This window comes from Ruegeria sp. E8 (assembly GCF_056533985.1).
This window is the reverse complement of sequence record NZ_JBQFOY010000005.1, coordinates 143,735-170,565: the sequence shown is the minus strand read 5'-3', so window position 1 is coordinate 170,565 and position 26,831 is coordinate 143,735. Positions and strand designations below refer to the sequence as shown.

Genomic DNA, 26,831 nt, shown 5'->3' with positions numbered 1-26,831 from the left:
GGGACCATTGGTCAACTCTTTGCTGGCGCAAACAGTTGTCCATTGCCGACAGCAGATGGGAAGGGTAGGGATCAGGGCGTATGATTACGAATTGGATCAGACGGCGCTTCCATCGCACAGCGGGGCGAACTGGCGATACGGTGCACTGCGACATCGCGCCCGCCGCGCCAGTAACGGCCGTTGGCGACATTCATGGCCGTCTGGACTTACTGCATGCACTGCTGCCGCGGCTGGGCGATCAATGCCATCTGGTTTTTGTCGGCGACTACATCGACCGAGGCCCGTACAGCGCACAGGTGTTGCACCATCTGCGCCATCTGAGCGAAACGTCAGGTGGCCGTGTTCAGTGTCTTCTTGGCAATCACGAAGAGATGCTGTTGCGCTTTTTGGAGGATCCGGAACGGAATGCCCGACTCTGGTTTCGAAACGGTGGGGTGCATACGCTGGCGTCATTTGGTCTCAAACTACCAAGCGACGCAGAAGAAGGCGTGAATGTTCGAATGCTGGCCCGTGATTTGCGCGAAACGATGGGGGAAGGCCTGCTTGGATGGCTAGCAAACCGGCCACTGACCTGGACCAGCGGCAATGTCACATTTGTTCATGCGGCCCTGGACCCACGACAACCCGCTGACTCCCAGGAACGTCAGATCTGTCTCTGGGGACATCCGATGTTCCCCAGACTTGCGCGCGGCGATGCCCAATGGGTGGTTCATGGCCACACAATTTTCGACCAACCCCAAGTAAGAAATCGGGTGGTCTCCATTGATACTGGTGCCTTTGCATCAGGCCAGCTGACGGCAGCCGAAATTACAAACGGAGGTGTCAGGTTTCTATCGACCGCCTGACTTTAGCCCACAATCATCTGCTTCATACGAAGGGCTTCGTATTCCAGTTCCTTCAAGCGGAAATGGACAACGTCGCCGATCGTGATCACACCGCACAGATTGCCGTCGCGCAGAACAGGCATATGGCGGAAACGGCCCTCTGTCATGGTTTTGAGTACGTTATTCAGCAGATCGTTTGGGGTGCAGGTTTTTACATCCTTGGTCATCAGGTCTTCGACGGATTGCGGCAGAGTCTGGCCGGGAGTATCCGCCATGCGGCGCACGATGTCGCGTTCCGACAAAATCCCCTGTAACGCTCCGTTCTGGTCCGTTACCAGCACAGCGCCAATCCGTTTTTCTTTCAGTGTGTTGACCACCGAATGGATGGTATCGGTTGGCCTCACCGAAAATACCGCATCCCCTTTACCCTCAAGCAGCTTAGCCACGGTTGTCTGCGAATGCGACAGGTTCGATTCCGCTGACTGGCTGTAAGTCGTCTTGTCAGCCTTGTCGCCGCGCGATGGCGACTGGTAAGAGGTTGGAGCCATGGGCAATCTCCTTTTGGTTCTTGCGAAGTCTTTCCCTTTCACCTTAGCGCAGCTAAACGACCTGTATAGGGTGCAATTGCGCGGTTCGGCTAATTCTCGGGCCTGGAAAGGAAGATTAAGCTTTTGAGTGAACTCTATCTTACCCCTCCATTGGCCGCGTTTATCTTCTTTCTTGTCGTGGTATGTGGCCACAATTTTCGCATGGCGTGGAAACATCAGCCGCAGGGTTGGCAAAAACGTGCTTGGTTGTTCGGCGTGCCGGCGGGGATCGGCCTTTTGATGCTTGGATTCCTGCCGCTCAAAATCTGATCGCGGTTTGACTCTGGCACAGGGCACTGGCATATGCCGGGCACAGAAATTCCCGGAGATTGCCCCATGCGTCTTTTGCCTGTTCTGGCTTTCGTCACCCTTCTTGCCGGCTGTCTTTTCGACAAAGAACCCGAGGTGGTGCGTCTGTCGGGCGAAACCATGGGCACGACCTTCAACATAACGGCGATTGGTGAGGACCTTGACGAGGTCGCATTGACTGCAGCGGTCGAAGAGACACTGGCCGAAGTCAACGCCAAGATGTCAAATTGGGATCCGAACTCTGAGGTTTCGGTCTTTTCGGCTTCGACCAGCACTGATCCGATGCCCATCTCGGACGAGTTCGCGCTGGTCATTTCTGCAGCGAATGACGTGCACGAAAAAACCGGCGGAACATTCGACGTAACCCTCGGGCCGCTGATCGAACTGTGGGGATTCGGCCCCCGCAAGCCAGAAGATCCGGTGCCATCGGATGCCGAAATTGAGGCCGCGCTGAACGGCGTCGGGCAGAACCGTCTGCTGACGCTTGATGCCGACGCCGGAACACTTGCAAAATCGGACTCTAAGGTTGGCATCAATCTGTCCGCGATTGCCAAAGGCTATGGCATCGACGCCGTTGCCGAAGCTTTGCAGGATGCCGGGGTCGAAAATTATCTCGTAGAAATCGGTGGTGATCTTGTTACCAAAGGGCAGAATGAGCACGGCGAGGCCTGGCGCATTGGCATTGAAAAACCTGAAACGGGCACGCAGAGCATCCAGTTGATTGTGTCTTTGGATGATCGGGGTATGGCCAGCTCGGGCGACTACAAGAATTTCTTCGAACAGGATGGTGTGCGCTATTCACACATCATCGATCCGACGACAGGCCGCCCGATCACGCACCGAACCACGTCTGTGACTGTTCTGGCCGAAAATGCGATGATGGCAGATGCCTGGGCAACGGCCATGCTGGCCCTGGGTCGGGAAAAGGGTCTGGATCTGGCCGAAAAGCATAAACTTGCCGTGTATTTCATCTCGCGGGATGTGACAGGCGGTGAAGATGCCTATATTACTGCCCACAGCTCGGCGTTCAAAGACGCGCTGGGATCAAACTGACAGGTGGAGTTGAGATGAGTACTTTTATTCTGGCCTTCATTCTTCTCGCCCTTGTCATGGTGGGCATGTCCTTGGGTGTCATGCTGATGGGTAAGACCATCAAAGGCAGCTGCGGTGGCCTGAACGCGATTTCGGGCGCGGACAAGTGCGTAGTGTGCCAAAAGGACGTCGATCCGGACAGCCCGCTACGCGACCAGTTGCAGTGCAAACGCGCCAGGAAGATGCTGGAACAGATGGAGCGCGAAGCCTGAAGCAAGTATTGCTTCGCTCTGCGGATGAAAATGGCTAACTAAGTCCCCATGACATTTGGGGAGACAGCGCGTTGGCCAAGGCAAAGAATATCCTGTTCATCATGTTCGACCAGCTTCGCTGGGATTATCTGAGCTGTTACGGGCATCCGCACCTGCATACCCCGAATATCGATCGTCTGGCCGCGCGCGGTGTCCGGTTTGACCGCGCCTATATCCAATCCCCGATCTGCGGCAGTTCGCGCATGTCCACATATACCGGGCGCTACGTGCATTCGCATGGGGCATCGTGGAACGGCATTCCGTTAAAGGTCGGCGAGATCACGATGGGTGATCATCTGCGCAAGGCAGGGATGGAGTGCTGGCTGGTCGGCAAAACCCACATGCGCGCTGATGCTGAAGGGATGGCGCGGTTGGGTCTGGAACCGGACAGTTTGATTGGTGCGCGCGTTGCCGAATGCGGTTTTGATGTATTTGAGCGGAATGACGGAATGCTGCCCGAAGGGCCGGATGGGTATTATGACCCGGACGGCGCGAAGGAATACAACAAGTATCTGAATGCCAAGGGATATGAGAGTGACAACCCGTGGCACGACTTTGCCAATTCCGGGCTGGATGCTGATGGCAACGTTTTGTCAGGCTGGTTTCTGAAAAACGCGCCCGAAGCCGCCAACATTGCCGAGGAAGACAGCGAAACGCCGTACCTCACCGGTCGCGGTATCGAATTCATGGAAACGCATGATGGTCCGTGGTGCTGTCATTTAAGCTTTATCAAGCCGCACTGGCCATACATCGTACCCGAACCTTACGCCTCGATGTACGGTCCGGAGCATGTCCTGCCCGTGGTGCGATCTGATGAAGAACGCCAGAATGCCCACCCGGTGCTCAAAGCTTTCATGGACACAAAAATCGGTCAGACCTTTTCCCGCCAGGATGTTCGTGAGGCGGTCATCCCGGCCTATATGGGCCTGATCAAGCAAGCAGATGACCAGATGGGCCGCCTGTTCGACTGGATGGATGAAACCGGGCGGATGGACGACACGATGATCGTGCTGACATCAGACCATGGCGACTTTCTTGGCGATCACTGGATGGGAGAAAAGACCTTCTTCCACGATGCGTCGACCAAAATGCCACTGATCATCTATGACCCATCGCCCGAGGCCGATGCGACGCGTGGAACAGTGAGCAATGCGTTGGTGGAGTCTATTGATCTGGTTCCCACTTTCGTTGACGCCGCCGGGGGCGAGGTGGCGACACACATCCTCGAAGGTCATTCTCTGCTGCCTATCCTGCATGGCGCCACAGATGAGTTGCCCCGCGACGTGGTAATCTGCGAATATGACTACTCAGCCTCGCCTATCGCCGACATATTGGATGCTTCGGTCCGGGATGCCGTGATGTTTATGGCTGCAAACAAGAAATGGAAACTGATCCACTGTGAGGGCGGTCATCGGCCGATCCTGTTCGATCTGGAAAACGACCCCGAAGAATTGAACGATGTGGGTGACAGCGCAGATCATGCTGAAGTCATTGCTGAAATGTACGAACATCTGTTCAAATGGACGCGCCGGGCATCGCAGCGAACCACCCGGTCCGAGCAGCAATTGATCGAAATGCGCACCAAGAGCCGGGGCAGGGGCATCGTTTTGGGCGTTTACGATGAAAACGACGCTCCTCTGGACCTGACAGTCAAGTATCGCGACCGCAAGGCACACCCATACAAGAGTTACCTCAAGGATTAATTCTGCGTCCTGTGCCGCAAAGACGGTTCACCCCCCGACGGCCAGACGATAGAAGGTGACCCAAGAGCAGCAATCGGAGAATATCAATGCCCACCCCCAAGCCCGTTGTCCTGTGTATTCTTGATGGGTGGGGCCTGTCCGACGACACGCAGGCGAATGCGCCCTATCTGGCAAATACGCCAACCTTTGACGCAATCATGGCCGATTGCCCGCATTCAACACTGATAACGCACGGCCCCGATGTTGGCTTGCCCAGCGGGCAGATGGGCAATTCCGAGGTTGGCCATACCAATATCGGCGCGGGCCGCGTTGTCGCCATGGATCTGGGCCAGATTGATCTGGCGATCGAAGACGGTTCATTTTTTGACAACGAGGCCCTGCAAGCCTTCATTTCCAAAGTCAAATCCACCGGCGGAACCGCACATCTTATGGGGCTGGTCTCGGATGGTGGTGTCCATGGGCATTTGAACCACATCATTGCGGCCACCAAGGCCATTGCGGATGCTGGCGTTCCGGTTGCTCTTCATGCCGTTACCGATGGTCGTGACGTGGCCCCGAGATCCGCGCTGACCTATTTCTCTGAGCTGGAGGAGCGTTTGCCAGAAGGTGCACGCATTGTCACGGTGAGCGGTCGTTACTTCGCCATGGATCGTGACAATCGTTGGGAAAGGGTTTCGGAAGCCTATGACGCGATGATTAACGGTCAGGGCAGGGCGGCCAGCACCGCGCATGGTGCCGTGGACCACGCTTATAACCAATCAGAATCCGACGAGTTCATCACGCCGACAGTATTGAACGGTTACGAAGGTGCCGCTGATGGAGATGGAGTCTTCTGTCTCAATTTCCGTGCCGATCGTGCCCGCGAAATCCTGCGCGCCATAGGTGAGCCGGGATTTGCTGAGTTCGAAACCGGCCACCGCCCAAAGCTGTCGGCGTTGTTGGGCATGGTAGAGTATTCGGACGGTCACAACGCTTACATGACCACGGTCTTTCCGAAACGGGCGATTGTGAACACGTTGGGAGAATGGGTTGCCAAACAGGGTTTGCGTCAATTCCGGCTGGCCGAAACCGAAAAGTACCCCCACGTCACCTTCTTCCTGAACGGGGGTAAAGAAACCCCGGAGCAGGGTGAAGATCGCTTTATGCCCAAATCGCCCAAGGTCGCGACTTATGACTTGCAGCCCGAGATGTCTTCGGCCGAGGTCACCGCCAAGTTCATTGAGGCGATTGAGGCGGGTTATGACTTGATCGTCACCAACTACGCCAACCCGGATATGGTTGGCCATACAGGTGACTTGCAGGCCGCGATCAAAGCCTGCGAGGCGGTCGATCAGGGTCTGGCACAGGTCGTCGAGGCGTTGAACACCGCCGGCGGTGCGATGATCGTCACCGCCGACCACGGCAATTGCGAGATGATGGTCGATCCGGAAACCGGCGGGCCGCACACGGCGCACACGTTGAACCCGGTACCGGTTGCTCTGGTCGGCGGCCCCGCAGGTGCCGCGTTGCGCAGCGGGCGATTGTCGGATCTTGCGCCAACACTTCTGGATCTGATGGACCTGCCCAAACCCCCTGAAATGACCGGGGAAAGCCTGCTGTCATGAGGGGTCTGGCCGCCGCAGTCGCGCTGGCCCTTACCGGCCCGGCAACAGCGCAAAGCGATCCGTCTGAGGCGGCGCTAGCAGCAGCGGAGATGCTGGAGCAGGCCTCGATTTCATTGACCGAGGCCGACAGCGCGCGGGATCGCGTGCGAGCCCTGACCCAAACGATCCAGGCTTATGAGGCCGGACTGTCCGCCATGCGCTACGGTTTGCGCATGGCCGCCACGCGTGAGGCGCAACTGTCCGCCGAATTGCGCGCCCGCGAAAAGGATGTGGCACAGTTGTTGGGCGTGTTGCAGACTATTGAGACCACCGCGCCGCCGGTGCTGATATTGCATCCTTCGGGCCCGTTGGGCGCGGCGCGGGCCGGAATGATGTTGTCCGAGGTTACACCCGGTCTAAACGCCAAGGCGCAAGCGCTGGCACAGGACCTGCAAGAGGTTCAGACACTTCGTATTTTGCAGCAAAGCGCTTCGGAAACTCTGACCGAAGGCCTGAGCGGTGTGCAAAACGCCCGAACCCGGCTTAGCGAAGCGATCGCCGATCGCACGGATTTACCCCGCCGCTTTGTTGAAGATCCCGTGCGCACGGCAATTCTGATATCTTCGACCGAAACACTGGACGGGTTCGCCAGCGGCTTGTCCGAGATTTCGGAAGGCGAGATCATTGAAACCGATGCCAGCGTTTCGGACCAGAAAGGGCAGATCGCTTTGCCGGTTCAGGGCGTCCTGCTGCACAAGGCGGGTGAAGCGGATGCCGCCGGGGTGACCCGTGCCGGTCTGGTTTTGGCCACTCGTCCGCGCGCGCTGGTAACTTCCCCCACCGCAGCAACGATCCGTTATCGAGGGCCATTGCTAGAACTGGGGAATCTGGTCATTCTGGAACCGCAACCAGGCCTTTTGTTCGTGTTTTCAGGCCTGCAAGAGGTCTATGGTCAACCCGGTCAGGTGATCCCCCAAGGCACCCCTGTTGGCCTGATGCCCGGCGAAACGCCGGAAATTGGCGCAATATTGTCAACAAGCGGTGATGGCACTGGAACTGATCGCCCAGAAACGCTCTATATAGAGGTAAGAGAAGATAACAGCCCCGTGGACCCGGAATCATGGTTTCGGACCGACAAGGATGGATAAACGAGTATGAAGAAATTTGTGATGGCCGGTCTGGCCGGAACTGTGGCAGGTATTCTTGCAACAACTCAGATCGCAGGTCCCCTGCTGGCGCAGGAGGCCGTAAGCAAGGCCAGCGTCTATGAGCAGCTTGATCTGTTCGGTGACATTTTCGAGCGCATCCGTGCCCAATATGTTGAAGAGGTTGAGCCCGAAGAACTGATCGAAGCGGCCATCGACGGCATGTTGACCTCGCTTGATCCGCATTCCAGCTATCTTTCGCCGGACGATGCCGAACAGATGCGTGTGCAGACCCGGGGTGAGTTCGGCGGTTTGGGCATTGAGGTCACGCAGGAAGAAGGCTTTGTCAAAGTCGTCTCACCCATCGACGATACCCCCGCCGACGCAGCCGGGATCGAAGCCGGGGACTTCATCACTCACGTGGACGGCGAAAGCATTCTGGGCCTGACACTGGACAAGGCGGTCGATCTGATGCGCGGTCCCGTAGGCTCTGAGATTGTCATTACCGTCGTACGTGAAGGCGAGCCTGATCCCTTCGATGTCACCATTGTCCGCGACACGATCAAGCTGACCGCTGTCCGCGCACGCACTGAAGGCACTAGCGTCGTACTGCGCGTGACCACCTTCAACGATCAGACCTTCCCCAACCTTCAGGAAGGGCTGCAGGAACAGATCGAAGAAGTTGGAGGCATCGAAAAGGTCAATGGTGTCGTTCTTGATCTGCGCAACAACCCGGGCGGTTTGCTGACACAGGCCATCAAAGTTTCGGATGCGTTTTTGAACGAAGGCGAAATCGTCTCGACCCGTGGGCGCGACCCGGAAGAGGGTGAGCGGTTCAACGCCACCCCCGGCGATCTGGCCGAAGGCAAGCCGATTGTCGTGTTGATCAATGGCGGTTCGGCCTCGGCGTCCGAAATCGTTGCTGGCGCGTTGCAGGATCACCGTCGGGCAATCGTCGTCGGAACCAAGAGCTTTGGTAAGGGCTCTGTTCAGACGGTCATGCCGCTGCGCGGTGACGGGGCCATGCGCCTGACCACGTCGCGTTACTACACCCCGTCTGGACGGTCGATCCAGGCGCTTGGTGTCAGCCCTGACATTATTGTCGAGCAACCACGCCCGGCGCCGGAACCGGAAGAGGACGAAACCAACGCCCGTACACGGTCCGAGGCCGATCTGCGCGGCAGCCTGAACAATGACAGCCTGAGCGAAGACGAGATCCGTCAAATCGAGGAAGATCGCGCCAAGGCCGAGGCCACTGCAGAGCTGCGGGAAGAGGATTATCAATTGGCTTATGCCATAGACATCCTGAAGGGTCTGTCTGCCTTTAGTCCGAACGGGCCGTCGCAATAACAAAATCAGGGCCGCGAAACACGCGGCCCTTTTTCTTTGGGCGTCAGCTTTCGATCTTGTGCAGCTTTTGCTCATTCAGGAGCAATGCAAGAACGACACCAACCGAGACCGAGATGGTCGAAAAGACGAAAGCCATGCTCATGCCGCTGTCAAACGCCGCTGATAACGCCTGTTGAACCTTGTCCAACTCACCCGATGGCAGGCGGCTGATAACGGATTGTGCGGACTGAGTGTCAAGCGTTCCGCCATTGATCGCCCTCAGCTCTGTTTCCGTCAGTTTGACGCCCGCAGCGATCAGACCCTCGCGCAACTTGGACAGGCTGACGACATACATGATGGCCGTAGCACATGCGACGGAGATTGCGCCATACACCAAATGAACCATGAAACTCAGGCCGCCGACAAGACCGGCCCTTTCAGGTTTTACCGCACACACAGCAGCAGTGCCGGATGGCCCTACGGTCAGAGTCGCACCCAGCCCGATCATCGCCATACCGGGCAGAATACGGAAGTACCCCAGATCACTTGGCATCACGACAATGGTTGCAGCCCCAATCGTGGCGATCAGGTAGCCCCAGAACAACAAACGTTTGGGGCCGAAATCGTTGTAGAGCGTGCCTGAAACGATCGACCCCACCGCCAGCAACCCTGTCAGGGGGGCCAATCCCAAAGCTGATTCAAAAGTAGACCAGCCCAGAACTTTCTGCATGTACTGAGGAAAATAAAGCAACCCTACAAAGGCTGCGGAGACGTTGAACATGTTCAGGCCAAGGGTTATGCGAAACTCGCGGTTCTGCATCATCTGCGGTAACAGCAGCGGCTCGGTCACTCGTTTCTCGACTTTGGGGAACAGAATGAAAAGCGCTGCGCTGACGAAAAACAGCATCAACAACGGTACGGATGTCCATCCCCAATCCGCGCCGACGTCCAGACCGTAGAGCAGCAACAAAACGGCGAATGACAGAACACCCATTCCCGCAAGATCCAGATGTTCGTCCTGCTTGTGCTGGGTTTCACGTTCCATCAGGATCAACGCGGTGGCCATCGAAATGCAGGAGAAAACAACATTGGCCAGGAAGAAGTATCGCCATTCTCCCAAATTTACAGCCAGTCCACTGATCAATGGGCCAAACACATTACCCGTTGTTACTCCTGCCAGAATAAGCCCCATCACCAGGGCCCGATGTTCAGGTTTCGACACTTTTGTTGCCCCGAAGGCCAGGGTGCAGGGCCAGACGCAGCCTGCGCCAATGCCCTGCAGGGCGCGCGCTATGATCAGGAAGTCTAGGCTGGGTGAAACAAAACACATGACCGAGGAAAACAAGAAGATCGACAGGCCAAAGATCATCATCCTGCGATGGCCGTACATGTCGCCAAGTCGCCCTCCGGCGACCATGGTCATGGCAAAAAACAACGCATAGATATTCAGAACCCATTGGGTGCTGGTGATATCTGCGTCAAAGCTGTTTTCGATTGCAGGCACCAGCATCAGGGCACCGGTAAAGTCGATCCCGATGCCAAATCCTGTCACCATCAACGCGATGACTTTGACGATACTGCTGCGATCCATGACAGGGCGCGATCCGTATTGAATACGCCCATGATGCACGAAATCGGTGAAAAAGACAGGAAAACCAATCCGTACGGATCAGGTGTCGTCTCGGCAAATCCGACGGAACGCGCGTTTCAGCATATCAAGCTCTGCACGCAATAAATCCACTTCGGCCCTGAGATCATCTGCCGCCGGTTCGCCAGCGATGATGGTGAAGCTTCCCAGTTTTTCGGTCGTAGCGGCATCAGCAATGACAATTGTATGCACACCTTCTGACAAGGCGGCGATGGGCACCTGAACGCTCAAATCCCACCCGTTTTCCGCAGGAGTCAGTTTAACACTGCCCAGGGTTTCACCTAGATACCTTACGTCCAGCTTTGGCTCGCTATCGGCCTGAATGTAGCCGTGCCAAAATCCGTTTTCGAACCGAATGAAGGTTAACGCGGTTTGTGTCATGTTTGGTCTTCTCACAAATCGGCACGGTGGAAACGACAAAACGTTAGATCCCGCACGACCATTCGGTTCATCTGTGGCGTTTCAAAAATCAGGTCCAGCCAGATTTTTTCGATCCTGCGCTCATTCAGGGGAAGATGTGCGAGGTCAAAGTCAACAGCGCTTGTACCCTCAGAAGGGTCAAGACTTCGCAACACGTGCTCCATATTTGGGCCATGCTGAATGTTGAGGCGTGCGAACACGCCCGATGGCCTTTCGCATTCGATCAGAGTTTCCACGCGTATGAGATGCTCGCGTGTCAGGTTTAGTGCCGTGCTTTCCGGCAATTCGACCGACACCGACAGAAAAGAACCTGCGAAACTGAAAACCTCGACCAGCAGGCTGAAAGGTGCCAGATCGCTCGCGCCCCGATTCCGGATTTGCCGCACGGCAATCTCCGACAGTGGACAGTCGTGAAACAGACTGACTTGGCCATCCATGACAGTCTTGCGCGGGGCCGAGGCTACGCCGGGTAGTGTCAGAGGTCCACGCCACAGGTCAGGCCGCCAGCTCCAGTCCGTTCCAACAGGTTTGGAAAACTGCATGGATCCGATTTGCGGACGGGCAAGGCGGGTGTCCGCCTGCTGGATCACACGATCCAGATGTCTGCGCAAACTGCGTGCCTGATCACGTTGCAGCCGCAAGTCTGATTGCGCAGCATTCGGAGCCTGCTGCGCGGCCCGACGCCAACGCCCCAGAGTCTTGCGATGAATATAGCGATCCAGAATCCTGCCCATGGCCTCTTCGTCCGATGATGTTCTTCTTTAGTCAAAGTTAAGAACATGAACAAACCCGCAATAACGAAATTGCTATCAAAGGCGAGTGTTTTATTGTTGGGTTCCGAACCTAAATCATTTAGGCGCGCGATGCGGGACTGAACCTGACTATTCTTGCAATGTTTCGGGTCAGTGCTTACCGTCCGGTACCTGCAAAGTGGGTCACCCCAAAACAGCCACACAACAGTTTAGCTAATGATAAGGCCAGGTTATGGAGCCCACTCTATTTTCCTTCATTTGGAAGTACTCAAAAAAACAGCAGCTTGTTTTGTTGGTTCTGACGGTCTTGTCATTCCCGTTTCTATACGCCTCGCTGGAACTGCCCAAACAGATCATCAACGATGCCATCGGTGCACCGGGCGACACGGTGACGATCTGGGGAATCACTGTAACGCAGGTGCAGTATCTGATGATATTGTGCTTTGCCTTCCTGGCCACCGTGATCGCCAGCGGCCTGATGAAGATGCGCATCAATACGATGAAAGGTGTTCTTGCCGAACGTATGCTGCGACGCCTGCGATTTACGCTGATCCATCGGTCGATGCGCTTTCCCAAGTCCTATTTTGCGACCACCAGCCAGGGTGAGCTGGTGTCGATGATCACGTCCGAGGCCGAGCCGATGGGCGGATTGATGGGCGATGCCATCGCACAGCCGGTATTCCAGTTCGGCCAGATGATGACCATTGTCACCTTTTTGTTCATGCAGAGCGTTTGGTTTGGCTTGGCAAGCATCGCGCTGATCCCGCTTCAGGCCTGGTTGATCCCCAAACTTCAGCGGCAAATCAACCTGTTGAACAAAGACCGTATTCAGGAAGTCCGCCGCCTGAGTTCGGAAATCGGTGAAAGTGCGGCGGGCATAAGCGATCTGCGTACCAATGGCGGCTGGCGCTACCGTCTGGCGCAATTCAGCCATCGGCTGGGAACCCTGTTCGAGATCCGTTTCAAGATCTACAACAAGAAGTTCTTTATGAAGTTCCTCAACAATCTGATCACTCAGATGACACCCTTTCTGTTTTATTCGGTAGGCGGGTATCTGGCGATCACGGGTGAGGTGACTGTGGGTGCTCTGGTCGCTGCTTTGGGCGCATACAAGGATCTGAGCGGCCCGTGGAAGGATTTGTTGACCTATTACAACCAGGTGCAGGACATGTCCCTGCGGTGGGAGATTGTCACCGAAAGGTTCGCCCCGGACAGCATGATACCGGAAGAACTTTTCGTTGGTGAACCTGAATCCATTCCGCGTTTGAACGGTAACATTGAGCTGCGCAATGTGACGGTTCGCGACGGTGAGGGCAAAACCATTCTGGAAGATATCGATCTGACCATTCCCCGTGGCGCGCGCGTTGCAATTCAATCAACTCACGCGTCGGAGCGCAGCGCATTGGGTCAGCTTTTGACCCGCGAAGTGCTGCCGGTTCAAGGTGACGTGATCATGGCCGGACATAATCTGCATGACCTGCACCAATCCGTTATTGCGGCCAGAATTGGCTATGCCTACTCGCGCCCTTACCTGTTTGACGGGACGCTGGGCGACAACCTCATGATGCCTTTGCGTACCCACCCGATGCATCCGGCAGACACAGCCAAAGTGCCTACCCGAAGACAAATCGAAGCCGTGCGTTCCGGAAATTCTCCGGATTCTCTGGAAGATGAATGGATTGATCCGGGTCTTGCCGGTCTGGATGATATCGAAGACATACGTGACTGGTGGTTCCAACTTGTCGAGGCGATGGGCATCGACGAGTTTATGTTCCGTCGCACTTTGCGGACGCAGTTCAACCCCGAGATTCACCCGGTCTTGGCTCAGGAGGTTGTAAATCTACGAGAGGTCATAGCGGAGCGTTTGAAAGAAAAGGGTCTAGATCGCTATGTCTACCGGTTCGATCCTGACCGCTTTAACCCGGCAGTCCCGTTAGGTGGCAACCTGTTGTTTGCTGCACCGTCGCGGGACATCTCTCCTGACATATTAGCGGGTGACAAACGGTTCGTGCGGTTGCTCAGCGCTCACGATCTGGTGGATGATGTGATCGGTATCTCCAACGCCGTTATCGATACGCTCAGTAAAACCTTCGGGCGGGACGGTGCAGATCACCCCCTTTTCCTGAGGCTTGGGATGTCGAAGGACATGTATCACCAGCTTCTGGACATTGAAGAGCGTCGCAAGGCCAAAGGCGAGGCAGCGCTTAGCGATCAGGAACGTGCCATGCTGCTGACGGTGCCGTTCCTACTGACTGCAGAACAGATCGGCCCTGACTTCCCGGAAGAACACAAGGACAAAATCCTGTCCATCCGCAAAACCCAAGCCGAGCGGCTGCGTGGTGCGATGGGCGGTATGTTCATGTCGGTGGCTCCGGATGTCTATGTACCGCGCCTGACCGTGATCGAAAATGCGATCTATGGCCGGGTGTCGTTGATGGCGGGTGCACATGCGGACGACATCGAAAACGTTGTCGCCGAAGCCATGAACGAGGCCGGTTTGCGCCGCCGGGCCGCCGCCATTATTTATGATCTGCCATCGGGTCTGGGCGGGAACAATCTGCCCACCGTCTTTCAGGAGCGTGCCGCGTTCTCTCGGGCCGGGATCAAACGCCCTGACGTCCTGATTCTGGACAAGGCTTTGGCCAGCCATGATTCCGAAAGCCGGTTGCGAACCCGTTTGAAACTGCGTGAACTGCTGCCAGACTCCATCATGATCTTCATGGAGGATCACTTTGCCCACCCAGAAGCCTACGACCTGTTCGTGGAAATCAAGGACGGTCGCATCGATGGCGTCTCGCGCAGCAAACCCGAACAAGAGGACAGCGCGCCGGATGACCTGAGCCGCAAGCTTGAGATTTTGTCTACAACCGAGCTGTTCTCGGGGCTGGATGGCCGAAACCAGCGACTGCTTGCCTTTTCGGCGCAATGGTACGAAGTGGCGGCGGGGCAGGTCATTTTTTCGCGGGGGCAGGCACCGGACGCGGCCTATCTGTGCATCTCGGGCCAAGCCAGATTGGACTGGTCCAACGAAGATGGAACAAAGCGCCCCATTTCAATCATTGAGCCCGGGCGGCTCATCGGAGACTTGTCCATCATCACCGGAGAAACAAGGCAATTGGATCTGGTTGCAACCGAAAACTGCAGTTTTCTGCGCATCGGCGCGGAAGAGCTGCGCGCGGTTGTCGAAAGCGATGCGACTGTTGCAACACAATTGCTGCGGACGGTTGCTGGGTATCTGACGACGCTTGCCGGCAGAATCAACGTGGCACAGAACCCTGAGGAAATGTTGCCATCTATAGCGGATGAGTTGAATCCGGAAGGTCAGGACAGAAATGCCTAAAGCCTATTCCGCCCATTTGCTTCTGGTCGAAAGCGCGCGTGCCAGACCCGAAATCTGGCGTTTGTTGCTTGGGCTGCTTTTGATCGCCGTGTTGGTCAGCATTCTGAATATGGTGTTTTTTGCCGTGATTGCAGGTTTGGGCCCCGAAAGCTGGGCTCAGAACCTAATGACGGGCAGCACACCTCTGGCGCTACTGCTGCTGTTGGCCAGTTTCGCATTCATCACTCTTGGTGTCGCGGTCTCGGCGCGGCAGGTTCAGCACCGGTCTTTGCGATCCATCATAGGTGAACGCAGATTGGCCGTGGCTCAATTCCTGAAGGTGTTGAAAGCATTGCTGATTTTGGGCGCAGTTGGAGCCTTGTTGCCACCATATGGCTTGGGTGGGTCACTGACACAGAACCTGCCATTGTCGATGTGGCTGCTTCTGTTGCCGGTTTCGGCTTTGGCGGTTCTGGTGCAGACCAGCGCCGAAGAAGTGTTGTTTCGCGGATACATTCAGCAAACCCTTGCGGCCCGGTTCCAATCTCCTGTCATTTGGATGGGTGTGCCGTCCATCCTGTTTGCCGCCGGTCATTACACGCCCGAAATGGCGGGGGAAAATGCACTTCTGATCGCGCTTTGGGCCTGCGTATTCGGCCTGCTGACATCAGATCTGACGGCGAGGGCGGGGACTTTGGGCCCTGCTATCGCCTTGCATTTCTTCAATAACTTAATCGCTTTGCTGTTCTTGTCGCTACCTGACAACCTGGATGGACTGGCCCTTTTTACCCTGCCGTTCGATACGTCCGATACCGAACAGCTTCGTCCCTGGCTGATCGTCGATTTGGCGGTAATGTTTGTTTGCTGGCTGGCTGCGCGGCTTGCGCTCAGGCGTTGATTGCATTTCCTTCCGTGGCGTCTTATTTGACGTCAACACCGCTCAAGCAAGGTTCCGACATGAACTGGATCACAAACTACGTCCGCCCCCGGATCAACTCGATCTTCTCGCGCCGCGAAGTGCCTGAAAACCTCTGGCACAAATGTGACGAGTGCGGAACGATGCTGTTCCACCGCGAGTTGGCAGAGAACCAGAATGTCTGCACCCAATGCGACCACCATATGGCGATAACTCCGCGCGAGAGGTTCAAACACCTGTTCGACGGCGGTATTTTCACCGAGGTCGAAGTCCCGTCCCCCAAAGACGATCCGCTGCATTTCCGCGATCAGAAGAAATACCCTGACCGCATGAAAGCCGCGCAGAAAAAAACCGGCGAAAAAGAAGCGATGCTAGTTGTACAGGGCGAAATCGGTCGCACCCCGATTGTTGCTGCTGCGCAGGACTTTTCCTTTATGGGCGGTTCGATGGGGATGTATGTGGGCAACGCGATCATCGCGGCTGCGCAAGAGGCGGTAAAGCTCAAGCGCCCGCTGATCCTGTTTTCCGCTGCCGGTGGCGCCCGGATGCAGGAAGGCATCCTTAGCCTGATGCAGATGCCGCGTACGACCGTAGCCGTCGAGATGCTGAAAGAAGCGAACCTGCCCTACATCGTCGTGTTGACGCACCCGACCACCGGCGGCGTAACGGCGTCATACGCGATGCTGGGCGACGTCCACATCTCGGAACCCAACGCGCTGATCTGCTTTGCCGGTCCCCGTGTGATCGAACAGACGATTCGAGAAAAGCTGCCCGAAGGGTTCCAACGTGCCGAATATCTGCTGGATCACGGTATGCTGGACCGGGTCACGAAGCGTACGAAAATGCGGGATGAACTGATTACAATCACGCGGATGCTGATGAACCAGCCCCCGGCGATCATGGGCGATCTGCCCGCGCCAGAACCAGTAGACGCAGAAGAAGCCGCTGTTGAAGAGACAAGTCAGCAATGACCGCCCCGACATCTGACGCCATCCTCGACCGAATGATGGCGCTGCATCCCAAGATCATCGATCTGACCTTGGACCGCGTCTGGCGTTTGCTGGCCGCACTGGATAATCCTCAGCTTAAAATGCCGCCGGTCATTCATATTGCCGGAACCAATGGCAAAGGCTCGACCCAAGCCATGATCCGAGCGGGGCTCGAGGGGGCAGGGCACGCGGTGCACGCGTATACGTCGCCTCATTTGGCGCGGTTTCATGAACGGATCCGTCTTGCCGGAGAGCTGATTTCGGAACCTGATCTGTCTGCGGTTCTGGATGAATGCTACGCCGCCAATGGTGGTGAAAACATCACCTATTTCGAAATCACCACATGCGCCGCCCTGCTTGCTTTCGCGCGAGCCAAGGCAGATTACACACTGCTCGAAGTCGGCCTCGGTGGGCGTCTGGACGCTACAAACGTCATCGAACGCCCGGTAGTGACAGTGATTACGCCGGTTTCCATCGATCACGAACAATTTCTGGGGGATACCTTGGGCAAGATCGCGGCTGAAAAGGCCGGTATCATCAAGCCCGGCGTCCCTTGCGTTGTTGGCCCGCAGCAGGACGAAGCGCTAGAGGTCATTGAGTACACAGCCGCCCGATTGGGCGCGCCATTGCTGGTCCACGGACAGCACTGGCATGTGCATGAAGAAAACGGGCGCCTGATCTATCTGGACGAAACCGGCCTGCGTGATCTGCCCTTGCCCAACTTGCTTGGTGCACATCAGTATCAGAACGCAGGGGCGGCCTTGGCCGTTCTGCGCCATCTGGACATGGGCGACACTGCTTATGAAGCCGCCGTGACCGGGGCCGAATGGCCTGCGCGTATGCAGCGTCTGAAATCCGGCCCGCTTATCGATCAGGCCCCTGAGGTTGAGCTGTGGTTGGACGGTGGCCATAATGCCGCCGCAGGTATTGCTCTGGCGGATGTGCTGGCAAAGCTGCCGCAAAAAAACACCCACATGATCTGTGGAATGCTCAATACCAAAGATGTCACCGGGTACCTCGCCCCATTGGCCGAGAAGGCCGCAAGCCTTACTGCGGTCTCGATCCCGGGGGAATCTGCGACGCTCAGCGCGGAAGAGACCGCCGCCGCAGCCGCCAAGGTAAACCTTTCTGCATCCACCGCTGACAGTGTCGCGGATGCGTTAAATGTGATCACGGAAAAAGACCCGCAAGCGCGCGTCCTGATCTGCGGCTCGCTCTATCTGGCCGGGAATATTCTGAGGGAAAACGCCTAGGTGCGCCCCGTGCCTCGGCCTCGCTGAAAACATCCCAGGGCAGCAAGCAGCACAGCGGGCGCAATGCCCCCTATTTCCCCCAGTCCTGATCCTGCATTTCCCGCAGGCGCGACGCGGTGCGTTCAAACTCGAACGTCCCCTCGCCTTCGACATACAGCATCTCGGGCTCGGCCGCCGCTGAACAGATCAACCGCACTTTAGCCTCATAAAGCGCGTCGATCAGGGTCACAAACCGCTTGGCTTCATTGAAGTTGTTGCGCGAGAGGCGTGGAATGTCCTCAAGCACCAGTACCTTCACTTCTTCTGCAATCGCCAAGTAATCCCCGGGACCCAGCATACGACCGCACAGGTCATAGAACGAGGCCCGCGCCACCCCGTTGCGAAAGGCGGGCAATTCAACTGCGCGCCCTTTGACCTGCAACACCAGCGGATCGGCAGGGCCACCTGCGAGATCAACCCAAACCTCCCGAATCTTTTGCCGGGCTTCCGGGCCAATCGGAGTGAAATAAACCGGTGCGCCCTCCAGCCGGTTCTGCCGGTAATCGGTTGGCGACACCAGTTCCCATACCTGCAATTGTTCCTTGATATGCGCAATAAACGGTAGGAACAATTGCCTGTTCAGCCCGTCCTTATACAGATCATCGGGATGTCTGTTTGACGTGGTCACGATGACCACGCCACCCTCGTGCAGCAGGTCGAACAGACGCCCGACGATCATCGCATCAGTGATATCGGTGATCTGCATCTCATCAAAGGCCAGCAGGCGAACTGAATCGACCACGTGTTTCGCAACTGGCGCCAGAGCATCCTCGACATTCTCTTGTCGCGCTTTGTGCATACCTGCATGGATTTCCTGCATGAAGGCATGAAAATGAACCCGCCTGGCGGGAATATCGCCCAGCGTATCGACGAACAAATCCATCAGCATTGATTTTCCACGCCCGACACCACCCCATAGATACAACCCTTTAGGCGGTGGAGGTGCCTTGCGGAAGAACCCGCGTTTAACCGGTTCCGCCAGCGCTGCACGGATACGTTCGAAATGGGGCAGAACGGCCTCTTGCGCATCGTCGCGGGTCAGGGTGCCATCCGCGACGCGGGCCTCGTAGTGCGAAATAAGATCCGTCATACATTTGAGCCTTACCCGTCGTCTCGCCCGTTGAAAAGAAGCCATTTTTGGCGACACATCAAATTTGCTTATCCGTGACCGCAAATCTGCTGAATTGACGCCACTCGCAAAAGCGATACGTTCCGTCCGACGAAATACTCGAGGTTTCAATGCCCCAATCCGCCCGCCTGTTGAATCCGATCCTGATCGTCGGATGCATCATCATCACGGTCAGCTTCGCCGTGCGCGCCTCATTTGGTGTGTTTCAGATCCCGATTGCGGATGAGTTCGGCTGGCTGCGCACCGATTTCTCGTTGGCAATTGCCATTCAAAATCTGGCCTGGGGCATCGGGCAACCGATCTTTGCTGCTATTGCCGAGAAGGTGGGTGACCGCCGGGCCATCATACTCGGCGCTCTGACCTACGCCGCAGGTATGGTGTTGTCGGCTTGGTCCGTCACACCTTTCGAGCATCAGATGTATGCGTGGCTGGTGGGTTTCGGCATTGCAGGAACCGGGTTCGGCGTTGTTCTGGCAGTGGTTGGACGCGCGTCGTCCGACAAAAACCGGTCCATGTCGCTTGCCATCGTTACGGCTGCGGGCAGTTTCGGGCAAGTTCTGGGCGCGCCCACGGCCGAGTGGTTGCTGTCGTTCCTGCCTTGGCAGCAAGTCTTCATCGTGTTCGCCGCCGCGATTCTTGCGCTTGTGTTGACTTTGCCTTTCATGCGTGCGCCGCAGCCCATTTCGAAGGCGGAACTGGAAGAAAGCATGAGCGAGATTGTGGGAAAGGCGCTCCGCGATCCGTCCTACGCTTTGATTTTTCTGGGCTTCTTCAGCTGCGGATATCAACTGGGCTTTGTAACGGCGCATTTCCCGGCGTTCGTGACCGAGATGTGCGGGCCGATCCAGCCCGGAGGTGTTCTGCACTCCATCGGGATCACCTCGACCTCAGCGCTTGGTGCCGTATCTATTTCCCTGATCGGTCTGGCCAACATAGGCGGCACGCTTCTGGCGGGCTGGGCGGGCAACCATTTTCCCAAAAAGTATCTGCTGGCCGCAGTTTATACGGGCAGGACGCTTGCGGCCGCTTTGTTCATCATTTTCCCGATCACACCTCTTTCGGTCATCGTGTTTTCGCTGGTGATGGGATCGCTTTGGTTGGCCACTGTTCCATTGACCTCGGGCCTTGTCGCGCACCTATACGGGCTGCGCTATATGGGAACGCTCTATGGCATCATCTTCCTCAGTCATCAGGCCGGCAGTTTTCTGGGCGTTTGGCTTGGGGGGCGCATGTATGACCAATTCGGCGACTACAACATGGTCTGGTGGATTGGGGTCGCAATAGGAGCCTTCAGTGCCATCGTTCATTTGCCGATCCGTGAGAACCGCGCAGCGGTTCCCGTCTGAGGCGTGTCACTGCGCCCCAGGCGAGGTGTCAATGTAGAAAAAAGTTACCGCAATTCGGCTTCGGTGTTTCCGCCATCCACGGTTACGACATGCCCTGTGGTGCGTTCCATCAACGCCAACGCAACAAAGGCATTTGCAACATGTTTTGCTTCGACTTCGCGACCCAACAAGTTACCTGACATATAGGTTTCCTCAGTAACGCCACGCGCAGCGGCCCGTTCCTGAATGAACCCATCAGTCAAAAGGCCGGAACGGATGCGGTCTGCGTTCACGCCATTCACGCGGATACCCTGTTCGGCCAGTTCCAGTGTCAATTGACGTAGCAGGAACAGGGTTGCGGCTTTTGGCGTGCCATATGCACCCATGTTACGACCGGGGTTTATCGCCTGTTTGGAAATATTGAACAGGATCTGGCCACCACGGCCCTGCGCCTGAATCACCTGCGCGGCACGGGTTGCAAACGCCTTATGCGCAAAGAAGTTCAACTCGAATGCCGAGCGGAACTCTTCATCCTCAAGATCCAGCAACGCACCAGAGGTCGCTGACCCGGCGTTGGATACCAGAATATCGAGGCCGCCGAACCGGTGTATCGCGGCAGCAACCGCCGCGTCTGCGGCGCCACTCTCGGTCACGTCGCAGGCAAATGTCGAATGCCATGTTCCAAGTTTGGATTTGGCTTCGGCCAATGCGGCCTCATCCCGGTCAACCAGCACGATGTTTGCTCCGGCATCTGCAAAGGCCTTGGCGGTCGCCAAACCAATCGCACCAGCACCGCCAGTGACCATCACGATCTTACCCTGAAGCGGTGGTGGCGAGCTTTTGCCCAGCTTGGCCTGTTCAAGCGACCAATATTCGCAATCGAAGCGGTCTTTTTCGCTGGTCGGGAAAAAGCCTCCGGCATCTTCGCCAACCGATCGAACCCGCAGGTTTTGCTCTGCCAGGTCCGCGGCTATCGAGGCAGCCTTTGCGTTTGGGCCTATCCCAACGATCCCAACGCCTTCGACCCAAGCGTGTTTGGGGTCTTGGGACAGCAGTTTCTTGGGCGCATCAGCCTGCGGGGCCTGCCGTTCAAAGTACGCGCGGTAGTCCTGGGCAAATTGTTCAACTTTGGCTTTGAGTTGAGACCGTCCCCCGGACAGGTCCGATGACCGCAAAACAAGTGGGCATCCCTTTGTCCTTAGAACGTGGTCAGGCGATGCCATACCCCGCTGGGACAAGGCATCAATGTCTGACCGACCAAAAAACCGCATGACATCCGGCCCGTTGCGAAGGTCAAAAACAGGCATCGGGTCGTCCTGCTGGGCCGCAACCTCGGCAATGACCCCGCGCAGGATAGGTAAGGCGTCAAGGTTTTCTGCTTGATCGCGGCGCCCGATCGTCGTCAGGTCAGTCATGCCGAAATAAGCGGCAACTTCGTTGGTATGCGCAACGATCCGGTCATAGCTTTCCTGCGCCGTAGCGCCGAAGGTAAAATGCCCGTGCTGAAGCAGCAGAAGCCCTTCGACATCCGGGTTTTCGTCAAACACTTCTGCCGCTTTTTTGGCCAATCCGAAACCCGGCATGATATAGGGCACAATACCCAGCCGGTTGCCAAAAATCTCGCGGCAGACATCCTCGGCATTGGGCAGGTTGGCCAGTACCAGAAACGGGGTCGCATGGGTGTGGTCAACATATTTATGCGGCAAAAACGCGTGCAGAAGCGTTTCCACTGAAGGATTCGGAGAACCCGAGTCCAGCAAATTGGCACGCTGAACATTGACCATCTGAAAATCCGTCAGGTGATCCAGCGTCCGCAGTTTCATCAATGGATCAAGCCACACGCCCGGCAGGCCCGGTGCCTCGATGCTGTCCAGATCCCATCCCGATCCTTTGACATGCAGAACGCGTTGTGAATCGCCGAACAGATCAGGGCGTTCCAGCTTGACCGAGGTGTTGCCCCCTCCATGCATCAAAAGATCCGGGTTTTGACCGATCAGGCGCGAAGTATAGACACGCTCGCCCAACTCCTGATCCGCCGGGTCAGCCCCGGCCTGATCGCGCCAATTCCGTGCCTCATCGGCCTTGTACCAGTTTTCAATCATCGTTCATTCTCAGCAGTTAAGCGCGTGCATGGCCCGAAAGTCCGGTCGCACAATCGTGGATGGTGCTAAACAAAGTATTAACCAACCCGATCCGGGAACAAGCCGGCAAGGCCTTCGGCAGACGCCTCGCAGACACCGCGTTCGGTAATAAGCCCCGTCACCAGCCGGTTCGGAGTAACATCAAAGGCGGGATTGCCACCTTCCGTTCCATTGGGTGTCACGCGAACATCCAAGATATTTCCCTGCCCATCAACACCCATGACATGCGTCACTTCCTGTGCATCACGTTCCTCGATCGGGATTTCCGCCACCCCGTCGCGCACCGTCCAGTCAATCGTGGGCGAGGGTAGGGCGACATAAAATGGGACGTCATTGTCCCGCGCGGCCAAAGCCTTCAGATAAGTGCCGATTTTGTTGCAAACATCGCCTTGTGCCGTCGTGCGGTCCGTGCCAGTGATGACCATATCCACCAACCCGTGCTGCATCAGATGGCCACCGGCATTATCCACGATATATCGATGGGGAATTCCGTGCTCGCCTAGTTCCCAGGATGTCAGCGCGCCCTGATTACGCGGTCTGGTTTCATCCACCCATACATGCAGCGGAATGCCTGCATCGTGGGCATGGTACATCGGGCTCGTGGCCGTGCCCCAATCCACCGTCGCCAACCAGCCCGCGTTGCAATGGGTCAATAAACGCACCGGCTCACCAGCCGGTTTGCGGGCCGCAATGTCTTTGATCAGTTCCAGCCCGTGGCGCCCAATGGATGCGTTGATCTCGACATCTTCATCTGCAATTTCTTGCGCAAGTGCCCAGGCGCGTTCGGCGCGATCGCCTGGGGACAGTGGCATCAGTGCTTCACGGCATCTGTCCAATGCCCAACGCAGGTTGATTGCTGTGGGCCGGGTTGCGTGCAGAACATCGTAGGCAGCGTCAAACGAAGCTTCGGAACTGTCACGCGACATCTGCTCGGCCATTCCAAACGCTGCGGTTGCGCCAATCAGGGGGGCGCCCCTGACCCACATATCGCGTATCGCGACAGCGAACTCATCCAACGTTTTCAGGGTCACAACCCGAAAATCATGTGGCAGCCATCGTTGATCGATGATCCGAACCTCGCCTGCGGGTTGGTCCCACCAGATCGACCGGTAGTGTGTGCCCTGTACTTTCATAACGCAGTCTCCGTGTTCGAAAGGCCTGATCAGAATTCCAATACAGGGTGCGTTCTTACGACAGAGTTGTAAACGGCGTTTCTGATTTCTCGTCAGTATTTTGGACTGAATGTCGGTCCGGTTAGCCCCGCCGGGCTGCACGAATTTCCCGCTCCAAAGCGTCCAGAAACCGCGAGCGGTCCGCTTTACTGAAAGGACGACCGCCGCCGCCGGCACCCAGCGGGTTGGCCGCGCGCAGATCAGCCATCAAATCGCGCATCGCCAGTTGCTGGCCGATATTGGCCGCCGTGAAGGCTTCACCGTTCGGGCGCAAAACACGTGCACCCGCTTCAACGCATTTTGCGGCCAAAGGGATGTCTGATGTAATCACGACATCCCCTGCACCACAGCGTTCGGCAATCCACTTGTCCGCCTCATCAGCGCCTTCGGCGACTATGACAACCTGCACCAAAGGGTTGGCGGAAGGTCGAAGGCCGCCATTGGACACAAGCGCCATGGGCACCTTGTGTCGTGTCGCGACCCGTTCGGCCTCGGCCTTTACAGGACAGGCATCACCGTCGACGTAAAGCGTGGTCACGCTTTCTTTGCCTCTTTCTTGGCCGGTTCAGCGGGTTTCTTGCGCACCTTGAACTCTTGAGGGATCGGCATCCGGTTAAACGCGTCCAGCCCGGCGATCTTGTAGGCTTCGGCCAGAGTTGGATAGTTGAACGTGTTCTGTACGAAGTAATCCACCGTACCTTTCAGATTCAGAACCGCCTGCGCGATGTGGATCAGCTCGGTCGCACCCTCACCGACGATCTGTACGCCAAGGACGCGGCGGGTTTTCAGCGAGAACAGCATCTTCAACATGCCGTGTTCCAGCCCCATGATATGACCGCGTGAGGTTTCTCGGAACCGGGCGACACCGACCTCATAGGGGATGCCGCGTTCCTGCAGTTCTTCCTCGGACATTCCGCAGGTCGAAATCTCGGGCACGGAATAGATGCCATACGGATACCATGGGCTTTCGGGCAGGGTAGGTGTTTCCAACGCGTGACATGCGGCAACACGGCCCTGTTGCAACGAGGTCGAAGCCAGCGACGGGTGCCCGATGACGTCACCGGTTGCATAAATATGCGGCACAGACGTCTGATATGTCTTGCGATCGACACTTATCCGATTGCGGTGATCGGTCTCCAGCCCCACGGCGTCCAGATTAAGCTTCGATGTCGCGCCCATACGACCGGCTGCAAACAGCAGCATTTCCGACCGCACGTGACGCCCGTTTTCAAGGGTCACCTCTACATGTTCGCCAGCATCTTCGATCTTCTCAACGGCCGAGCCCAAACGCAGGTCAACACCGTTTTCCCGGATTTGGTGGGTGAAGTCGTGGATCAAACGGCTGTCAATAAAATCCAGGAACGTATCGCGGGGTTCAATCAGCGTCACGCGTACGTCCAATGCCGAAAACATCGTGGCGTATTCGACACCGATCACGCCCGCACCGATAACGACCAGCGAACGCGGTATCTCCGCCATTTCCAGAAACTCGTCACCATCCACCACGGTCTTGCCGTTGAACGGAACATAGTCTGGGCGATAGGTCTTGGTGCCCGTCGCAATCAGGAATTTGGCAGCCGTTACGCGCGTGGTCTCTCCGGCGTCGGTCGCTACCTCAACTTCATGCGGCCCAACGAATTTAGCCAAGCCGTCAAGGGTATCGACGTGGTTTCGGTTGAACTGATGCTCCAACACGTCGACCTCGTGGTCGAGGGTCATATGCAGGCGGGCTTTCAGATCTTCGGCGCGGATCTGATCCTTGACCCGGTATGAACGGCCATAAAAGCTGCGCTCGCGCCAGCCTGACAGGTTCAACACTGTTTCACGCAGAGTCTTGGACGGGATAGTGCCCGTGTGAACAGACACGCCGCCGAAACGATCTTTGCGGTCGATCACCAGAACACGCCGTTTCAGCTTGCCCGCCTGAATGGCTGCTGAACGTCCCGAGGGACCGGACCCGATGATGATCAGGTCGTAATCGTACTTGCTCATCCCTCAGTCTCCATATAGCGCCTCGGCATGGAAGACGATGTGATCCTCCATGAAGGTGGACACGAAGAAATACGAATGGTCATATCCCGGCTGGAACCGATATGTTGCCTGCTGACGACGTTCGGCGATGGCCTGGGCCAGCGCTTCGGGGCGCAACAGATCCATGAACTGATCGTCAGAGCCGGTGTCGATCAGGATCGGACCGTCGAAACCAGTTTCCTTCATCAGCAGTGAGGCGTCGTGTTTGACCCACAAAGCTTCATCCTCGCCCAGGTAAGCGCTGAGCTGTTTGCGGCCCCAATCCGATCCGGTCGGGTTCGAGATCGGCGCGAAGGCAGAAACGGATCGGAATCGTCCGGGCAGGTTCATCGCCAGTGTAAGCGCGCCGTGCCCGCCCATGGAATGGCCGGTGATGGCCTGACGTTCGCTGTCGATGGCAAAGTTCTCGAACAGCAGGGCGGGCAGTTCTTCGGCAATGTAGTCCCACATCTGGAAATGCGGTGCCCAGGGTTCCTGCGTCGCGTTCACATAGAACCCCGCGCCCTGTCCCAGGTCGTAGTCCTCGTGATCCGCCACGCCTTCGCCGCGCGGAGATGTATCCGGGAATACAATCGCGATCCCTTGTTCTGCCGCCCATGCCTGTGCACCGGCTTTGGTCATCGCATTCTCATGGGTGCAGGTCAGGCCTGAAAGGTACCAAAGGACCGGAACCGGTCCATCCTTGGCTTCGGCCGGAAGAAACAGGCCAAAAGTCATGTCACATTGGCACACCGAAGAGGCATGGCGGTACACGCCCTGCACTCCGCCAAAACAGGCATTTTCTGAAAGGGTTTCCATCACGCACCGTCCTTAATTTTGAGTCGCAACATGGCTAACGATCCACGGACCCGGCGTAAAGTCCGTGCGCCTTCGG

At 56.7% G+C, this 26,831-nt stretch carries 23 protein-coding genes; 13 read left to right on the top strand and 10 right to left on the bottom strand.

Features of this window, described 5'->3' with window-relative positions:
- Window positions 1–80 precede the first annotated feature (80 nt).
- Window positions 81–845: a metallophosphoesterase gene (locus ACR0LF_RS09085; protein ID WP_480576554.1), complete on the top strand. Its 765-nt coding sequence runs from the start codon at window positions 81–83 to the stop codon at window positions 843–845.
- Between the two features lie 2 nt (window positions 846–847).
- Here the strand turns inward: ACR0LF_RS09085 and ACR0LF_RS09080 are convergent, their stop codons facing one another.
- Window positions 848–1,372, bottom strand: coding sequence for a CBS domain-containing protein (locus tag ACR0LF_RS09080; RefSeq protein ID WP_480576557.1), 525 nt, complete (start codon window positions 1,370–1,372; stop codon window positions 848–850).
- A 123-nt stretch (window positions 1,373–1,495) separates the two neighbouring features.
- Here ACR0LF_RS09080 and ACR0LF_RS09075 point away from each other — a divergent pair, with 123 nt between their 5' ends.
- The 7 genes from ACR0LF_RS09075 (at window position 1,496) to ACR0LF_RS09045 (ending at window position 8,844) form a co-directional block, all read left to right on the top strand.
- Window positions 1,496–1,681, top strand: a complete 186-nt coding sequence (locus tag ACR0LF_RS09075) for a hypothetical protein (protein ID WP_480576560.1) — start codon at window positions 1,496–1,498, stop codon at window positions 1,679–1,681.
- 66 nt (window positions 1,682–1,747) lie between these two features.
- Window positions 1,748–2,773 carry an FAD:protein FMN transferase gene (locus ACR0LF_RS09070; RefSeq protein WP_480576563.1) on the top strand — a complete coding sequence of 342 codons (1,026 nt, stop codon included), beginning with the start codon at window positions 1,748–1,750 and terminating at the stop codon, window positions 2,771–2,773.
- A 14-nt stretch (window positions 2,774–2,787) separates the two neighbouring features.
- Window positions 2,788–3,024 (top strand): (Na+)-NQR maturation NqrM, encoded by a 237-nt coding sequence (gene nqrM, locus ACR0LF_RS09065; protein ID WP_480576566.1) that lies wholly within the window; start codon window positions 2,788–2,790, stop codon window positions 3,022–3,024.
- A gap of 71 nt (window positions 3,025–3,095) precedes the next feature.
- On the top strand, window positions 3,096–4,766 hold the full coding sequence (locus tag ACR0LF_RS09060; RefSeq protein ID WP_480576569.1) for a sulfatase-like hydrolase/transferase: 1,671 nt from the start codon (window positions 3,096–3,098) through the stop codon (window positions 4,764–4,766).
- Window positions 4,767–4,852: 86 nt separating this feature from the next.
- Window positions 4,853–6,370, top strand: a complete 1,518-nt coding sequence (gpmI, locus tag ACR0LF_RS09055) for a 2,3-bisphosphoglycerate-independent phosphoglycerate mutase (protein ID WP_480576573.1) — start codon at window positions 4,853–4,855, stop codon at window positions 6,368–6,370.
- Window positions 6,367–7,497 (top strand): murein hydrolase activator EnvC family protein, encoded by a 1,131-nt coding sequence (locus tag ACR0LF_RS09050; RefSeq protein ID WP_480576576.1) that lies wholly within the window; start codon window positions 6,367–6,369, stop codon window positions 7,495–7,497. Before gpmI ends, ACR0LF_RS09050 begins: the two co-directional genes overlap by 4 nt.
- A 6-nt stretch (window positions 7,498–7,503) precedes the next feature.
- Window positions 7,504–8,844 (top strand): S41 family peptidase, encoded by a 1,341-nt coding sequence (locus ACR0LF_RS09045; protein WP_480576580.1) that lies wholly within the window; start codon window positions 7,504–7,506, stop codon window positions 8,842–8,844.
- A gap of 43 nt (window positions 8,845–8,887) precedes the next feature.
- Here the strand turns inward: ACR0LF_RS09045 and ACR0LF_RS09040 are convergent, their stop codons facing one another.
- From ACR0LF_RS09040 to ACR0LF_RS09030, 3 genes are all read right to left on the bottom strand, one after another.
- Window positions 8,888–10,414, bottom strand: coding sequence for an MFS transporter (locus ACR0LF_RS09040; RefSeq protein ID WP_480576583.1), 1,527 nt, complete (start codon window positions 10,412–10,414; stop codon window positions 8,888–8,890).
- Between the two features lie 78 nt (window positions 10,415–10,492).
- On the bottom strand, window positions 10,493–10,852 hold the full coding sequence (locus ACR0LF_RS09035; protein WP_480576586.1) for a hypothetical protein: 360 nt from the start codon (window positions 10,850–10,852) through the stop codon (window positions 10,493–10,495).
- Window positions 10,853–10,863: 11 nt separating this feature from the next.
- Complete coding sequence (locus ACR0LF_RS09030) at window positions 10,864–11,625, bottom strand: DUF6478 family protein (RefSeq protein WP_480576589.1); 762 nt, start codon at window positions 11,623–11,625, stop codon at window positions 10,864–10,866.
- A gap of 250 nt (window positions 11,626–11,875) precedes the next feature.
- Between ACR0LF_RS09030 and ACR0LF_RS09025 the strand changes: the two genes are divergently transcribed.
- From ACR0LF_RS09025 to ACR0LF_RS09010, 4 genes are read left to right on the top strand one after another with little or no spacing between them, the layout of a single operon-like run.
- The gene (locus ACR0LF_RS09025) at window positions 11,876–14,983 is read left to right on the top strand and encodes an ABC transporter transmembrane domain-containing protein (RefSeq protein ID WP_480576592.1); all 3,108 of its coding nucleotides are present in this window, start codon (window positions 11,876–11,878) and stop codon (window positions 14,981–14,983) included.
- Window positions 14,976–15,860: a CPBP family intramembrane glutamic endopeptidase gene (locus tag ACR0LF_RS09020; RefSeq protein ID WP_480576595.1), complete on the top strand. Its 885-nt coding sequence runs from the start codon at window positions 14,976–14,978 to the stop codon at window positions 15,858–15,860. The genes ACR0LF_RS09025 and ACR0LF_RS09020 overlap by 8 nt, the downstream gene beginning before the upstream one ends.
- A 59-nt stretch (window positions 15,861–15,919) precedes the next feature.
- Window positions 15,920–16,849, top strand: coding sequence for an acetyl-CoA carboxylase, carboxyltransferase subunit beta (gene accD, locus ACR0LF_RS09015; RefSeq protein ID WP_480576598.1), 930 nt, complete (start codon window positions 15,920–15,922; stop codon window positions 16,847–16,849).
- A complete protein-coding gene (locus ACR0LF_RS09010) occupies window positions 16,846–18,120 on the top strand; it encodes a bifunctional folylpolyglutamate synthase/dihydrofolate synthase (protein WP_480576602.1) in 1,275 nt (424 codons plus the stop codon). The genes accD and ACR0LF_RS09010 overlap by 4 nt, the downstream gene beginning before the upstream one ends.
- 70 nt (window positions 18,121–18,190) lie before the next feature.
- Here the strand turns inward: ACR0LF_RS09010 and zapE are convergent, their stop codons facing one another.
- Window positions 18,191–19,249, bottom strand: a complete 1,059-nt coding sequence (gene zapE, locus ACR0LF_RS09005; RefSeq protein ID WP_480576604.1) for a cell division protein ZapE — start codon at window positions 19,247–19,249, stop codon at window positions 18,191–18,193.
- 149 nt (window positions 19,250–19,398) lie between these two features.
- Here zapE and ACR0LF_RS09000 point away from each other — a divergent pair, with 149 nt between their 5' ends.
- The gene (locus ACR0LF_RS09000; RefSeq protein WP_480576607.1) at window positions 19,399–20,634 is read left to right on the top strand and encodes an MFS transporter; all 1,236 of its coding nucleotides are present in this window, start codon (window positions 19,399–19,401) and stop codon (window positions 20,632–20,634) included.
- Between the two features lie 44 nt (window positions 20,635–20,678).
- Here ACR0LF_RS09000 and ACR0LF_RS08995 read toward each other — a convergent pair whose 3' ends face one another.
- The 5 genes from ACR0LF_RS08995 to fghA form a co-directional block, all read right to left on the bottom strand.
- Entirely contained in the window at window positions 20,679–22,715 is a 2,037-nt protein-coding gene (locus tag ACR0LF_RS08995; RefSeq protein WP_480576610.1) for a bifunctional aldolase/short-chain dehydrogenase, read from the bottom strand.
- A 77-nt stretch (window positions 22,716–22,792) separates the two neighbouring features.
- Window positions 22,793–23,887 carry an S-methyl-5-thioribose-1-phosphate isomerase gene (gene mtnA, locus ACR0LF_RS08990; RefSeq protein WP_480576613.1) on the bottom strand — a complete coding sequence of 365 codons (1,095 nt, stop codon included), beginning with the start codon at window positions 23,885–23,887 and terminating at the stop codon, window positions 22,793–22,795.
- Between the two features lie 121 nt (window positions 23,888–24,008).
- On the bottom strand, window positions 24,009–24,464 hold the full coding sequence (locus tag ACR0LF_RS08985; RefSeq protein WP_480576616.1) for a YaiI/YqxD family protein: 456 nt from the start codon (window positions 24,462–24,464) through the stop codon (window positions 24,009–24,011).
- Window positions 24,461–25,918: a Si-specific NAD(P)(+) transhydrogenase gene (sthA, locus tag ACR0LF_RS08980; protein WP_480576618.1), complete on the bottom strand. Its 1,458-nt coding sequence runs from the start codon at window positions 25,916–25,918 to the stop codon at window positions 24,461–24,463. Before sthA ends, ACR0LF_RS08985 begins: the two co-directional genes overlap by 4 nt.
- Window positions 25,919–25,921: 3 nt before the next feature.
- The gene (gene fghA, locus ACR0LF_RS08975) at window positions 25,922–26,755 is read right to left on the bottom strand and encodes an S-formylglutathione hydrolase (protein ID WP_480576620.1); all 834 of its coding nucleotides are present in this window, start codon (window positions 26,753–26,755) and stop codon (window positions 25,922–25,924) included.
- Window positions 26,756–26,831 lie beyond the last annotated feature (76 nt).